The following is a 14,413-nucleotide window of genomic DNA, read 5'->3' on the forward strand; positions in this document are numbered from 1 at the left end:
CTCGACTCAGCGGTTGGACTTGATCTTGCTCCAGGAGCGGGTCATGACGCGCATGATCTTCGGGCTCGGGGTGCTGGAGATGTACAGTTTGTCCAGCACGTCCTGGGGTGGGTAGATCTCAGGATTGCTGACCAGCGATGCATCCATGTAGGCCTTGGCGTCCGGGTTGGCATTGGCATAGCCGACGGTTGCGCTGACCTTGGCGATCACTTTGGGGTCGAGCAGGTAGTTGATGAATGCCAGGGCCTGCTCGGGGTTGCTGGCGTCCTTGGGGATGGCCAGCAGGTCGAACCACAGGTTGCTGCCTTCCTTGGGAATGCTGTAGGCCACTTTCACGCCGTTCTTCGCTTCCACGGCACGGTTGGCGGCCTGGAACACGTCGCCGGAGTAGCCGAAGGCCACGCAGACATCGCCATTGGCCAGGTCGGAGACGTATTTGGATGAATGGAAGTAGGTGATGTAGGGGCGCAGCTCCAGCAGGCGGGCTTCGGCCTTGGCGTAGTCGGCCGGTTTTTCGCTGCGCGGGTCCATACCCAGGTAGTTGAGCATGGCCGGGAACAGTTCGTCCGGCGAGTCCATGAACGCCACGCCGCATTGCTTGAGCTTTTTCAGGTTCTCGGGCTCGAACAGCACCGCCCAGGAATCGATATGGTCAACGCCCAGTGCTGCCTTGACCTTATCGACGTTGTAGCCAATGCCATTGGTGCCCCACAGGTACGGCACCGCGTACTGGTTGCCGGGGTCATTCTGTTCAAGCTGCTTGAGCAGTTTGGGGTCCAGGTGCTGCCAGTTTGGTAGCTTGCTGCGATCCAGCGGCAAGAAGGCGCCGGCCTGAGCCTGGCGGGCGAGGAAGTGGTTCGACGGCACCACCACGTCATAACCGGTGCGCCCGGCCAGCAGTTTGCCTTCGAGGGTCTCGTTGGAGTCGAACACGTCATACACCACCTTGATCCCGCTGCTGGCCTGGAAATCGGCCAGGGTGGTGTCACCAATGTAGTCGGTCCAGTTGTACACGCTGACCGAAGGGTTGGCGTGGGTGGTGGTGGCGAACAGCAGGGTGAATGCAGCGGGGATCAGGGCTTGCAGATGACGCATGGGAACACCTCGTAGGTCTTGTTCTTCGAATTCGGTGCAGAGGGGGGCCAAGCCCCCCCAAGGTGGGTCAAACGCTGAGCATCAGGAACTCACGCTCCCACGAGCTGATCACGCGTTTGTAGTTCTCGTGCTCGGCCCGCTTGACCGCCACATAGCCCTGCACAAACTGCTTGCCCAGGTACTGCTGCACGGTCTCGCAGTCTTCCATGTGCTGCAGCGCATCCTCGATGGTGATCGGCAAGCGCAGGTTGCGCCGCTCGTAGGCACGGCCCTGTACCGGTGCACTGGGGTCGATCTGCTCGACCATACCCAGGTAGCCGCACAGCAGGCTGGCGGCAATCGCCAGGTACGGGTTGGCATCGGCGCCCGGCAGGCGGTTTTCCACGCGCATTGCCTCGGGGCTGGAGGTGGGCACACGCAAGCCAGCGGTGCGGTTTTCTTCGCCCCACTCGACGTTGACCGGCGCCGAGGTGTCCGGCAGGAAGCGGCGGAACGAGTTGACGTTGGGCGCGAACATCGGCAGCAGCTTGGGGATGTACTTCTGCAGGCCACCGATGTGGTGCAGGAACAGCGGGCTCATGCTGCCGTCTTCGTTGGCGAAAATCGGTTTGCCGGTGGTGATGTCCACCACGCTCTGGTGCAAGTGCATGGCACTGCCCGGTTCGTCGGTAATCGGCTTGGCCATGAACGTGGCAGCAACGTTGTGCTTGAGGGCGGCCTCGCGCATGGTGCGCTTGAACACGGTGATCTGGTCGGCCAGGTCGAGCGCGTCGCCGTGGCGGAAGTTGATCTCCATCTGAGCCGGACCGTCTTCGTGGATCAGCGTATCGAGGTCCAGGCCCTGGATCTCGCACCAGTCGTAGACGTCTTCGAACAGCGGGTCGAATTCGTTGGCGGCATCGATCGAGAACGACTGACGGCCGCTTTCGGCCCGGCCAGAACGCCCCAGCGGCACTTGCAGTGGCAAGTCCGGGTCTTCGCAGCGCTTGGTCAGGTAGAACTCCATCTCTGGCGCGACGATCGGCTGCCAGCCCTTGTCGGCGTACAGCTTGAGCACTTTCTTCAACACGTTGCGCGGCGACAGCTCGATGGGGTTGCCTTGCTTGTCGAAGGTGTCGTGGATCACGATCGCGGTCGGCTCGATCGCCCACGGGATCTGGTACACAGCGCTTGGGTCGGGGCGGCAGACCATGTCGATGTCGGCGGCGTCGAGCAGGTTGTAGTAGATGTCATCGTCAACGTAGTCGCCGGTGACCGTCTGCAGGAGCACACTTTCTGGCAGGCGCATGCCACGTTCGTGGAGGAACTTGGCGGTGGGCGCGATCTTGCCGCGGGCGATGCCGGTCAGGTCGCTGATCACGCATTCGACTTCGGTGATGCGGTGTTCTTTCAGCCAGGTGTACAGCTGATCGAAGGGGGCGTTCATACAGACCTCTTGGTTGGGTTTTTGTGTAGGAGCGGGCAGCTGTTACAGGGCTTGCAAGGCGTACCGCTTCCCAGGTGACGCGCTGGAGACTATCTTGGTCGCAGCCCCCGGGGCCGATCTATCCATTTTATCCGGCAAGGAACGCACCAAAAGAGTGCGACTAGGATCTCGCGTGACAACGCCCAATGCGCTGCAAGTCCAGGCTTTCCATACCACCGATGTCACTGAACAAGTGCGTGCTACCCCTGGCTGGCAGCAGCAATACCGGCAGATGTCGCCCGGGCATTTCAGTGGTGAGCTGCGTTGGCTGGGCATGGACGGCGTGGAGGTGTACGAAGAGCGGCTGAACACCCGAGTGGAGCAGTTTTTCCGGGCACCGAGCGGTTCACTGGCGTTCTGCTTCGACCGCAGTGAAAACAGCCTGTACTTGCTGAACGAGCAAAGCCGCAATATCTGGATCACCCCGGAGAACTACCAGGAAGTGGCAGTGGTGTTCGACCAGGCCTTCCTGGCCCGGCATGGGCTTGACCCGCAACGCCTCGAAGGGTTGTTCATGGTGCCGCTGGGCAGCGGGCAGAACGCGCTGTTTGGCAGCTGGCTAAGCGCTACGCTGACCCGTCTCGGGCAGGCCGACTGCCCATTGCAGGGGCAGGCCCTGGCGGAGCAACTGCTGGAGGATTGCCTGTTCATCCTCGACAACGCCAGCCATCGCCTGCAGGGCTTGGCCTTGGGGCGGCGCGATGAAGAACGGGCGATCATGCGTCGGGTCAGCGAGTGGGCGGCAGATTGCCCCGAGGAGACCTTGAACCTGATGGAGCTGGCCGGTGTTGCAGGTGTCTCGTTGCGCCAGTTGCAGCAGGCGTTCAAGGCATTCACAGGCATGCCACCGGCGCAATGGTTGCGCTTGCGCCGGCTGAACGGCGCGCGGCGCGACTTGTTGCGCGGTGGTGGCGTGACCGTGGCCGAAGTGGCGATGCGCTGGTCATTCTGGCATTTGGGAAGGTTTTCAGAGAGTTACCGGCAGTTGTTCAAGGAGTTTCCCAGCGAGACATTGAAGCGGGGCAGGGGTTAAACCCAGCATTCCATACTGAAAGTTGCTATCGTGCCGCCCTGTTTCCACCCGAGGTGCCGATGTTTTACCTGCCTTTGCCCAGCGACCAGGCCGACCGCCTCGCCAGCGAGCCCAACACCGACTTTTTCATCACTGCCTGCGTGCTCGACGCCGCCGCGGTGTTGTTCGTGCAGAACCTCCCACGCCAGCCCGGCACCGCTTCAGCGGATGCGCAGGAGCGGCGTTTTGCCGAAATCGTGCGCATCGCCAACGACGTCGAAAGCGCTGCGCCCGGGCGCTTCCAGGGCCAGGTGGCGCAGCACTTCGATCGCGAAGCCTTTGCCATGGGCCTTGGCATGCTGGGTGAAAACGGCATTGCCCTGCTGTCGGCTGAGGTGAAGTACACCGCAGACGAGCTGCTGGATGCCGAAGGCCAGTGGAGTTTCCAGTTCGCAGACACCTACCGCCAGCGGGCCACACCGCTGCACCAGGTGTACTTGCCGTCCCTGGCCAGTGACCTGATGCTCAGCGACCAGCAGAACCGCCTGCTGCGCGAGTTTCTCAGTGGCATAGACGAGTCGGTGGCCGTGCAGGGCTTCGCCGGCACCGGCAAGACCTTCCTGATTCACCAGTTCGCCCGGCTGCTGGAGCCACAGCGCACGTTGCTGCTGGCACTGACCGAGGGCCAGTTGCGCGCCCTGCAGGCGCGGGTCAAGGACGCCGCCGCCTATACCGCACTGACCTTCGGCCAGCTGGCAGACGAGCTGCTAAACCGCGACCTCACCAGCAACGGCTGGCGCCTGCGCGACCCGTACCGCACCAAGCTGTCCTGGCGCCCGCAGGACGCGCAGGTGGTGCGCTGGCTGGCCATTCCCGACATCGGCCCGCTCGCCGCGCGCGACGTAGTTGCCTTGTGCGTTCGCGCCGTGCGCACGTTCTGCCACAGTGCCGACACCCAGCTGCAGCTGCACCATCTGCCATGGGCCGGGCCGGGCACCTCGCCGCTGGACCAGGAGGTGCTGCTGGAAAAGGCGAGGCTGTACTGGCAGCAACTGATTCGCCCGTCGGCACGAGAAATCCAGCTACCTGTGCGTGACTACCACCGTGTAAAGCTGCTGTCACTGACCGACTATGTGATCGACAGCCGCTACACCCACGTCATCGTCGACGAGGCCCATGAGCTGTCGGCACCGATGCTTGCCGTGCTTGATCGCAGCCCGCAGTCGATCATTGCCCTGGGGGACGAGTTGCAGAACCTCAACGGCCTCAGCCCGCACCATGGCGGTTTCATTCGCCAGCGCTGCATCGACCATTCACTGCGTGCCGGGCCGGCGATGGACAATGTACTGAACCCGCTGATTCAAGCGCACCCGGCGGCGATCCAGGCGGCCTTCAGTGGCAGTGCCGAGCATTACACCCGGGTCAGTTTCTTCGATGCCGTAACGGTGCCGGAACAGCCCACGGCGCTGATCGTGGATGACGAATGGGGCCTGTTTGGCTGGTTCCAGCGCCTGACGCACCAAGGTGTGCCATTCGTGCTGCTGAAAAGCGCGCGCAAGGACTTCGAACTGTTCGTCGAGGACTGCATCGAGCTGTACCGCTATGGCACCCGGCCGCGCCACCCGATGTTGTTCCGCTATGCCAGTTGGCAGGCGCTGGAGCAGGACAAAGGTGATGACATGGCGTTCATTGCTGTGTCCAACATGCTGCGTAAAGGCTATACGCCGGAGCATTTTGCCAAAGCCAAGAGCCGTTACCGTTGGGACAAGGCGCCCAAGCTGTTCCTGGGGCGGGTAAGGGACGTGAAGAACATGGAGTTCGCCCGGGTGATGGTGTCGCCGGAGCTGATGGTGGCGCCACAGGTGGCGGGTAACCGCAATGAGCGGGCGCGGATGCTGGCGGGCTTGTATACCGCCTGTTCGCGGGCGCGGCACGAATTGATCGTGCCGGGGGGGATGCTGGACTGGGTCAAGGACCAGGTTCGGGATTGAGATTTTTGGGGGCCGCTTTGCGGCCCCCATTTACAAAATCAGTTACGGTCCAGCCACACCGTCTGGGCATTGGTGAACTCGCGCACACCAAAGTGTGACAACTCACGCCCGAAACCGCTCTTCTTCACGCCGCCAAACGCCACGCGGGGGTCGGATGCGCAATAACCGTTGATGAACACGCCACCCGTATCCAGTGCCGCAGTCATGCGCTCGGCCAGCGCATAGTCGGCGGTGTAGATGGTCGCGGCCAGGCCGAACTCGCTGTCGTTGGCCAGTTCCACCGCATGATCGGCATCACGGGCAGTGATGATCGCGGCCACTGGCCCGAACAGTTCTTGCTTGAACGCAGTCATGTCCGGGGTGACGTTGGCGAACACGGTTGGCGCGTAGAAGTTGGCCACGCCCTCGACCTTGTTGCCGCCCAGCAGCAGGGTGGCGCCTTCGGCGAGGGTCGCTTGCACCTGGCCGTCCAGCTCGTCGCGCAGGTCGTAGCGGGCCATCGGGCCAATGTAGGTGTCGTCTTCCAGTGGGTTACCGACCTTCAATTCGCGAGTGGCTTCAACGAACTTGTGGGTGAATTCGTCAACGATGCTTTCTTCGACGATCAGGCGCTTGGCTGCAGCGCAGACCTGGCCGGTGTTCTGGTAGCGGCCGATGACCGCAGCCTTGACGGCGGCATCCAGGTCGGCGTCGGCCAACACGATGAACGGGTCGGAGCCACCCAGTTCCAGCACGCACTTCTTCAGCGCGGCACCGGCCTGGGCACCGATCGCCATGCCAGCACGTACGCTACCTGTCAGGGTCACGGCGGCGATGCGCGTGTCGTTGATGGCGCGGGTGACACCCTCCGGGGTCACGTTCAGCACTTCGAACACGCCCTCAGGCAGCCCGGCGTCTTTGAACAGTTCGCCCAGCAGGTAGGCGCTGCCCATCACGTTCGGCGCGTGCTTGAGCACATAGGTGTTACCCGCCAGGATTGCCGGCACGGCGCCGCGCAGTACCTGCCAGACCGGGAAGTTCCAAGGCATCACGGCCAGGATCGGGCCAAGCGGGCGGTATTCGATACGGGCTTTTTCAACCTGGGTCGGCTCCGGCGCGAGCATGGCCGGGCCGTGTTCGGCATACCAGCGGCACAGGCCGACGCACTTGCTGACTTCGCCACGGGCCTGGGCGACTGGCTTGCCGATTTCACGGCTGATCATCTGGGCGAAGGCTTCGGCCTTGGCTTCGAGGGTGCTGGCCAGGGCGAGCAGGTACTCGCTGCGCTGACCCAGCGACACTTGGCGCCACTGGCGGTAGCCAACCTTGGCACGTTGCAGCGCCGCTTCCAGTGCGGCGTCGGTGTCGAACGGGTAGGCGCCGATCTGCTCGCCGCTGTACGGGTCGAGGGAGATGGCGTGGGTCAGGCTGCTGATCGCGCTCATGGCGGACACTCTCGTTGTTGTTAATCAGTAACGCCAGACTAGTGGGCTATGGCTTTAATGAAAACTGAATAATAATGAGCGAAACATTCACGTTTGGAGAAAGGCTGTGGACCTGGTGCAACTGGAGATCTTCAAGGCCGTGGCAGAGCAGGGCAGCATCAGTGCCGCCGCGCAGCACATCCATCGGGTGCCGTCGAACCTGACCACGCGCATCAAGCAGCTGGAGGAAGACCTGGGCGTTGAACTGTTCATTCGCGAGAAGAGTCGCTTGCGCTTGTCACCTGCCGGTTGGAATTTTCTCGAATACACCCGGCGCATTCTCGACCTGGTTCACGAGGCGCGGCTGACCGTGGCCGGTGAAGACCCGCAGGGCACCTTCGCCCTGGGTTCGCTGGAAAGCACGGCAGCCGTGCGCATCCCGGCGTTGCTCGCGGCGTACAACCAGCGCTATCCCAAAGTTGACCTGGACCTGTCTACCGGCCCTTCGGGGACCATGCTCGAAGGCGTGCTGTCTGGTCGCCTGGTGGCGGCGTTCGTCGATGGCCCGGTGCTGCACCCGACACTGGAGGGCATGCCCGTGTTCGAGGAAGAGATGATGGTCATCGCGCCGCTCAACCATGCCCCGGTCACCCGTGCCCAGGACGTGAACGGGGAAAGCATCTACGCCTTCCGCGCCAATTGCTCCTACCGCCATCACTTTGAAAACTGGTTCGTGAAGGACCAGGCCGTGCCGGGCAAGATCCACGAGATGGAGTCGTACCACGGCATGCTGGCCTGCGTCAGTGCTGGAGCTGGCCTGGCCATGATGCCGCGCAGCATGCTCGACAACATGCCCGGGTGCAGCACAGTCAGTGCGTGGCCGATGTCGGAGGATTTCCGCTACCTGAAAACCTGGCTGGTATGGCGCCGGGGTACGGTATCGCGCAGCTTGAGCATGTTCGTGAAGTTGCTTGAGGAAGCGCGCACAACCTCCTGATATACATATAAATGTATGTTCGACTGATGAGTTAGTGCCGAATATCACTATGGCAGCCGCCTATCGGCACGAACACCGGTACGCCTGAAGGATCAGATACTAGGTAAGCCATCCTCGAAAGGAGGGTCGTACCATGCGTAACCATCACTATGCCCTAGGCGCGGCACTGCTGGTCGCCTTGGCCATGCCATGGACCTTGGCTGCCGCCGCCAACCTCAATGCCCCCATCGATATGCAGGCCGTTCAGCTGCAACCTCAGGAACAGAACGGCGTGCACTTTCTCCAGGGAGGCATCGGCCAGGATGAGGCCAATGCCCTGCGCAAGACCCCGGGCTATGACTTGCATGTAGAGCTTTCTACCGGCCCGGAAGGCAAGTTCCAGAGCGGTGCCAATGTCGATATCCAAAGCGCTCAAGGCCAGCCGGTGCTTAGTGTGACGGACGCCGGGCCACTGCTGTATGTGCAACTGCCTCCTGGCAAATACAAAGTCACCGGTAACGCTCAAGGGCAGACGGTACAGCAAATGGTGACTGTTAACGGAAAGGCTCCTACGACAGTGAGCCTTAACTGGCGTTAATGGATAACGGGCAGGAGTACATATGTGCTCCTGCTTGGTCGGAGCACATCACCATGAGCCTGAGCCATCAACTGGAGATGCTGGACGAGCGGGGTTATGTATTGATCCCGGATGTGCTCGAACCCCTGCGTATCGCTTTGTTACGCTGCGCCATCGATGACCTGCAGCCGATCCACTGGGATTACCAAGGGCTGCTGGAACACTACAAATGCGTGTTCAACCGCAACCCGTTGTGGTTGCCTTTTCTCGACCTCCCACCATTGATCGCACTGGCTGAAGCGTCGCTGGGTGCTGATTGCCATGTCATTGGGCAAACCGCCTGGCGCAGCCATCCGGGTTACCCGGGCATGCCCTTGCACCTCGACCATTTGCCCATGCAATTGCCCGGCTGGCTCAGTGAGCGTGGTGACTTCACCCAACCCGCGCAGATTCTGACGGCACAGTTGTACCTCAGCGAGATTGATCACGGCATAGGGCCGACCTGGATCGTACCTGGCAGCCATCACGCCGCGCGCCCTCCGCAGGCGGGTGAGAACCATTGGCAGGGCCGCGAAGCCCAGCCGGTGCTGTGCAAGGCGGGCGACGCGCTGGTGTTTCGCAGCGATGTCTGGCACAGCGCCGGGGCCAATTGCAGCCAGGCGCGCGAGCGCGACATGCTGCAAGTGCACTACGGCCGGCGCATGGTGGCGCAGAAGTTTGCGCCCTACTTGATCTGGCGTTTCAACCCGCAGGTGCTGGAGGAAGCCACCCCCCGGCAAAGGCGCTTGCTGGGCGAACATGAAGAAGCGGAATACGACTGAAACCCTGTGCACGGCAAGGCACATCTTAAAGAAGCGAATGAGCCAATAGTGGCAATTCACTTTCAACTTTCTGATTATCTGGACAATAATCAAAAAATCATTACTTCGTGTGACCGGCCGGGATGCGCCGGGCACCGCATAAGATCGAGGGGCTCAAGCCCCCGCTTGCCGTGTAGACCATCAGGAGAGTCGTTGATGAAAACCCGTCTAGCAGCATCGCTGGCCGCTGCAGTGCTGGCCTTTGCAGGGGCCAACCTGGCCCAGGCCGCGCAGGTGTCCGGTGCCGTTGGCGCCACCGGCCAAGGCGACATGACCTACCGTATTGGTATGTCGTTCGACTGGGACAAGAAATGGCTGGAAAGCAGCACCGGGTATCTGAGCGGGTATTGGGACGCTGCCTACACCTACTGGGAGGGCGGGGACGCCAGTGGTGCTCATTCGCTTTCGTTCAGCCCGGTGTTCACCTATGAGTTCAGCGGTTTCACCTACACGCCGTACATCGAGGCTGGTATTGGCCTCGCGGCGTTTTCCAAGACCGACGTGGGCGATCAGCGCATGGGTTCGGCAGTCAACTTCGAAGACCGCGTCGGCTTTGGCTTGAAGTTGCCGGGGGAGCAGAAGGTGGGGATCCGTGCGATGCATTACTCCAATGCGGGGATCAAGCAGCCTAACGACGGGATCGAGTCGTACTCGCTGTTCTACAGCAAGGGCTTCTAGAAGTATGGGGCCGCCAAGCGGCCCCACACCTGTCAGAAAGTATACGAAACCCCAGCCTGCACTGTCCGAGGCGCCCCCGGATACACATAGCTGTTGAACGCCCCCTCGTCATAGCCTTTGTTGAACACGTTCTTCACATCCAGGTTCAGACGGACGTGTTCGTTGACCTGGTAGAAGCTTAGCAAGTCGACCACGGTGTATTGCTCCATGGTGTAAGTCGTCGCGGCGGTCTGGCCTTGACGATCATCCACATACTTTACGCCAACGCCCAGGCCCAGCCCCTTGGCCAAGCCATCCTGGAATTCATACATGTTGAGCAGGCTGAAGCTGTTGCGCGGGATGTTTGCCAGGCGCGTGCCGGTCGGCAGGCTGGTGTCCTTGGTGACTTGGGCATCCACATACGAATAGCCACCAATCACCCGCCACTCAGGCGTGATGTTGCCAGCAACGTTGATGTCCAGGCCACGGCTGCGCACTTCGCCGGCTGCGATCTTGTAGGTGCCGGTAGGGTCGTTGGGATCGTTGGCCAGCACGTTTTCCTTGACGATGTGGTAGATCGCCGCGTCAACGCTCAACTGGCGATCAAGTGCCTCCCATTTCACACCCAGCTCGTAGGACTTGCCTTTCTCGGGGTCGAAACCACGCCCTGTTGCACCGGCAGGCGCGCCACTGTTGGGCTTGAATGAGCGTGCGGTGTTGGCATAGACCGCGACGGTATCGGTCAGGTCATACAGCAGGCCGAACCGCGGGGTTACACCGTTCTCGCCTTTATCGAAGCCTCCCGCACTGTTGAGCTTGTTGACATAGTCATGTTCAAAGCGTTCAAAGCGCACACCTGCCAAGGCTTTAAGGCGCTCGGTCAGGGCTACCTGGTCCTGAACGAAAAATGCCCAGGTTTTGAGGTTTTCCTTGTCATGGGTGGTGGGTGTACTCAATAGTGCTGGGCGAGACTGGTCATATACCGGATCGAAAAGGTCGATTGGATAGGACGTTGGAGTGGTGGCCGAACGCTGGATGATCGAGTTGTAGTCGTAGTCTTCGTACTCGACACCTGTAAGCAGCGTATGGCTGAAACCACCGGTGTCAAAATGCCCGGTCAGGTTGAGCTGGTAGTCGCGGTCGCGCCATTCCAGCTTGCGGTAGTTGAAGTTACGCCCCAGGGTCCGGCCATCGGCCTGCAAGCGGTTGGCCTCGATGGCGTTACCCTTGAGGGTACCGTCCAGCCACTGCATGCCGCCGCCCAGGGTCCAGTCATCATTGAGCGCGTGCTCGAAACGCAACTGCGCCATGTTGTTATCGTTGTGCAGCATGTTGTCGCTGCCTTTGCCCCAGATGTTGGTATCGCGCGAGGCGCTGCCAGCCTGGTTGGTGTAATGCGTCAGGCCGCGGTCAAGCGGGTGGTTGTTACGCATGAAGTCGCCTTCAAAGACGATTTTGGTCGCATCGTTCACCTGCCAGCTCAGCACCGGCGCGACGTCGTAGCGTTCGCTTTCGACGTTGTCGCGGAAGCTGTCGCCACCTTCACCCAACACATTCAGGCGATAGGCCAGGCTGCCGTCCTGGTTCAAGGCACCGGTGGCGTCGAGGGTGGCGCGGTGCATGCCCTGATCGTCGAGCTGGCTGCCCAGGGTTACCTGCTGTTCAGCCTGCGGCTGCTTGGTAACCACATTGAAGGTGCCGCCGGGGTCGCCACGACCGTACAGGCTGCTGGCCGGGCCGCGGATCACTTCCAGACGCTCGACACTGTTGGCATCAGGCGCATTCGGGTAACCGCGGTTCATCGGAAAGCCGTTGCGGTAGTACTCGCCAGTGGTGAAACCGCGGACAGTGACCGTGGTCAGGCCCTGCCCGCCAAAGTTGTTGGCGCGGCCCACGCCACCGGCATAGTCCAGGGCGTCTTGCAGGCGGGTGCTGGCCGTATCGGTCAACACGTCCTTGGGCACCACGCTGATCGACTGCGGCGTTTCGTGCAGCGCCGTGTCGGTGCGGGTGGCGCTGGCCGAGCGCGTGGCCTTGTAGCCAACGACCGGGCCATCGGCGCGTTCGCTGTCGGCGTTGCTGGTGATGTTCAACGCCTGGAGTTCAATCTGGGCAGGGTCGCTGAGCGGTTCGGGCTCGGCAAAGGCCAGCGGGGAGACAGCATGAAGCACACAAAGCGAAACGAACGTGCGACGCATCGACGGTACGATCCTGGAGTAAGGCGCTGAGGGAGAGGGTGGGGAAGCGTCGCGAAATTACTACGAATCATTATCAAATGCATTCTTTTTGTGTGGTACTGGTGTACCAAATACCAAACCCTGAAATACACGCCGATCTCTACGCGGGTAAACCGCTCCCACCTTTGATATCCCTGAGGGAGCGGGTTTGCCCGCGAAGCGGCCGGTTCAGGTATGCCAGAACTCAGTGAACGGCCTTGATCGCCAGCACATTACACAACGGATGCTCCAATACATGCGCCGTGGTCCCGCCCAGGAACGTTTGCATCGCGTCATGCCGGTGGCTGCCCATGACGATCACGTCGGCCCGGCTGTGGCCGACGAACTGGGCAATTGCTCTGGTCGCTGCGCCCTCCAGGAAATGCCTGCGCTCCAGTGGAATCTGGTGATGGTCACCCAGGCGGTTGAACGCTGCCCGTTGCGCGGTACGCACGCTGCTGTCGAAGCCAGGCATGGTCACCGTGCCCGCTCCAAAATCGGCGATATGGGTCTTGGCCGCATCGCACACATGCAACAGGTGCAGCTCGGCGTTGCATTGCAGCGCCAACGCATGGGCACTCTGTATGACCTGTTCATCCAGGTGCTCACCTGCACCGTGGCTGTTCAGGTCCACCGCTGCGGCAATCTGCCGGGGCAGGGGCAGGCGGATGTCGCTCACCAGGTGCACGGCGACCGGGCTGTCCTTGAGCAGTTGCCAGTCCAGTGGCGTGACCAGCAGGCGTTTGAGCACCGGTTCGTGCTGCACGTCCTTGACCAACAGGTCGCAACCCAGCCGCTCGACCCGTTCCAGCACACTGCCCAGCGGGTCGCGGGTCAACAACAGCTCGGTGGACACATCCAGGCCGGCATCGCCCAGCTGTTCGGCCTCGTCCGCCAACCATTGGCGGTTGTCACTGAGCAGCCGCTCACGTTCGCGACCATCGCTCATCAAGCCAAAGGTGTCGACATCATCGACGAACACGTTGATATCCAGCAGTGCACCGCTGGACTCCGCCAAAGCCGCTGCGCGTTGCAGCGCGGGCGTATGGCGCATTTGCGGGCCGAGCATGACGAACAAACGCTTGAACTGGCTCATCTCACACCTCCACGTGTGGCAGCCCCCCCGGTGCTCTGGTCTTGTTCAGTCTAGTTCGCCTTAGGCTGCATGAGCGGCAGGCTGGCGATGCACGATGTGTCGGGTATGATGCGGCCCCTAATCATTGTCCTGAGGCCGTCCCATGTCCCTGAGTGCTGAACAGATCGGTGAATTCCGCACCTTCGCCGAGCAGCTGGCCGATGCCGCTGCTGTGGCGATCAAGCCTTATTTCCGTGCCAGCCTGGATGTCGAGGACAAGGGCGGGCGTTTGTACGACCCTGTCACCGTGGCCGACAAGGCGGCCGAGGACGCCATGCGCGAACTCATCCAGGCCCGCTACCCCGACCACGGTATTCTGGGTGAAGAAGCGGGTGTGGCCGTCGGCAGCAGCCCGCTGACCTGGGTGCTCGACCCGATCGACGGCACCCGTGCCTTCATCACCGGCCTGCCGCTGTGGGGGACGTTGATTGCCCTGAACGACGGCGTGCGCCCGGTGGTTGGCGTGATGAACCAGCCGTTCACCGGCGAACGCTTTGTCGGCACACCTGAAGGTGCCTGGCGCAGCGGCACGCCACTGAAAACCCGTGCCTGTACCGACCTGGCTGCGGCCACGCTGATGTGCACCACGCCGGACATGTTCGATACCGTCGAGCGCAAGGCGGCGTTCGAGGCCGTTGCCGGTCAGGCGCGGTTGATGCGTTATGGCGGTGATTGCTATGCCTACTGCATGCTGGCTTCGGGCTTTGTCGATGTGATCGTCGAGGCCAGCCTGCAGCCGTATGACGTGCAGGCACTGATGCCGATCATCGAGGGGGCAGGCGGGGTGATGACGGCCTGGGATGGTAGCTCGGCGCAGCATGGTGGTTGCGTGGTGGCGTGTGGTGACCCGGCGCTGCATGCGCAGGTGGTGGAGATGTTGCGCCACGCCATGTGATTGATGCGTCGACTGTACGGGCCTCTTCGCGGGCTTGCCCGCGAAGAGGCCCGTACAGGTCGCCACTAATCCCAGCCACCGCACTTTTTCCGATTTCCGGGCTCTATGCTTGGCCAGGCTGCTCTGATCCC

12 protein-coding genes are annotated in these 14,413 nt (G+C 61.7%); 7 read left to right on the forward strand and 5 right to left on the reverse strand.

All coding sequences use genetic code 11. The annotated features are described in order from the left end of the window. Positions 1-6 precede the first annotated feature (6 nt). Together QQL85_RS11500 and QQL85_RS11505 are read right to left on the reverse strand one after the other, a co-directional pair. Positions 7-1,095 carry a polyamine ABC transporter substrate-binding protein gene (locus tag QQL85_RS11500; RefSeq protein WP_284353623.1) on the reverse strand — a complete coding sequence of 363 codons (1,089 nt, stop codon included), beginning with the start codon at positions 1,093-1,095 and terminating at the stop codon, positions 7-9. A 67-nt stretch (positions 1,096-1,162) separates the two neighbouring features. Then, positions 1,163-2,521 carry a glutamine synthetase family protein gene (locus QQL85_RS11505; protein ID WP_284353622.1) on the reverse strand — a complete coding sequence of 453 codons (1,359 nt, stop codon included), beginning with the start codon at positions 2,519-2,521 and terminating at the stop codon, positions 1,163-1,165. A gap of 172 nt (positions 2,522-2,693) precedes the next feature. Here QQL85_RS11505 and QQL85_RS11510 point away from each other — a divergent pair, with 172 nt between their 5' ends. Together QQL85_RS11510 and QQL85_RS11515 are read left to right on the forward strand one after the other, a co-directional pair. Continuing rightward, entirely contained in the window at positions 2,694-3,593 is a 900-nt protein-coding gene (locus QQL85_RS11510) for a helix-turn-helix domain-containing protein (RefSeq protein ID WP_284353621.1), read from the forward strand. Between the two features lie 59 nt (positions 3,594-3,652). Beyond that, a complete protein-coding gene (locus QQL85_RS11515) occupies positions 3,653-5,563 on the forward strand; it encodes an AAA family ATPase (protein WP_284353620.1) in 1,911 nt (636 codons plus the stop codon). A 38-nt stretch (positions 5,564-5,601) separates the two neighbouring features. Here the strand turns inward: QQL85_RS11515 and QQL85_RS11520 are convergent, their stop codons facing one another. Then, a complete protein-coding gene (locus tag QQL85_RS11520; RefSeq protein WP_284353619.1) occupies positions 5,602-6,987 on the reverse strand; it encodes an aldehyde dehydrogenase family protein in 1,386 nt (461 codons plus the stop codon). A gap of 106 nt (positions 6,988-7,093) precedes the next feature. Here QQL85_RS11520 and ptrR point away from each other — a divergent pair, with 106 nt between their 5' ends. From ptrR to QQL85_RS11540, 4 genes are all read left to right on the forward strand, one after another. Beyond that, a complete protein-coding gene (ptrR, locus tag QQL85_RS11525) occupies positions 7,094-7,963 on the forward strand; it encodes a putrescine utilization regulator PtrR (protein WP_284353618.1) in 870 nt (289 codons plus the stop codon). A gap of 133 nt (positions 7,964-8,096) precedes the next feature. Further along, positions 8,097-8,540 carry a carboxypeptidase regulatory-like domain-containing protein gene (locus QQL85_RS11530; RefSeq protein WP_284353617.1) on the forward strand — a complete coding sequence of 148 codons (444 nt, stop codon included), beginning with the start codon at positions 8,097-8,099 and terminating at the stop codon, positions 8,538-8,540. Positions 8,541-8,593: 53 nt separating this feature from the next. Continuing rightward, a complete protein-coding gene (locus QQL85_RS11535) occupies positions 8,594-9,340 on the forward strand; it encodes a phytanoyl-CoA dioxygenase family protein (RefSeq protein ID WP_284353616.1) in 747 nt (248 codons plus the stop codon). A 195-nt stretch (positions 9,341-9,535) separates the two neighbouring features. Next, the gene (locus QQL85_RS11540; RefSeq protein WP_284353615.1) at positions 9,536-10,057 is read left to right on the forward strand and encodes an acyloxyacyl hydrolase; all 522 of its coding nucleotides are present in this window, start codon (positions 9,536-9,538) and stop codon (positions 10,055-10,057) included. A 32-nt stretch (positions 10,058-10,089) separates the two neighbouring features. Here the strand turns inward: QQL85_RS11540 and QQL85_RS11545 are convergent, their stop codons facing one another. Continuing rightward, positions 10,090-12,234: a TonB-dependent siderophore receptor gene (locus tag QQL85_RS11545; protein WP_284353614.1), complete on the reverse strand. Its 2,145-nt coding sequence runs from the start codon at positions 12,232-12,234 to the stop codon at positions 10,090-10,092. Positions 12,235-12,457: 223 nt separating this feature from the next. Continuing rightward, positions 12,458-13,348 (reverse strand): universal stress protein, encoded by an 891-nt coding sequence (locus QQL85_RS11550; RefSeq protein ID WP_284353613.1) that lies wholly within the window; start codon positions 13,346-13,348, stop codon positions 12,458-12,460. A gap of 142 nt (positions 13,349-13,490) precedes the next feature. Here QQL85_RS11550 and hisN point away from each other — a divergent pair, with 142 nt between their 5' ends. Beyond that, positions 13,491-14,282 carry a histidinol-phosphatase gene (hisN, locus tag QQL85_RS11555; RefSeq protein ID WP_284353612.1) on the forward strand — a complete coding sequence of 264 codons (792 nt, stop codon included), beginning with the start codon at positions 13,491-13,493 and terminating at the stop codon, positions 14,280-14,282. Positions 14,283-14,413: the final 131 nt, after the last annotated feature.

Origin of the sequence: Pseudomonas putida, from assembly GCF_030159595.1 — a bacterium.
Classification (GTDB): Bacteria; Pseudomonadota; Gammaproteobacteria; order Pseudomonadales; family Pseudomonadaceae; genus Aquipseudomonas; species Aquipseudomonas putida_AC.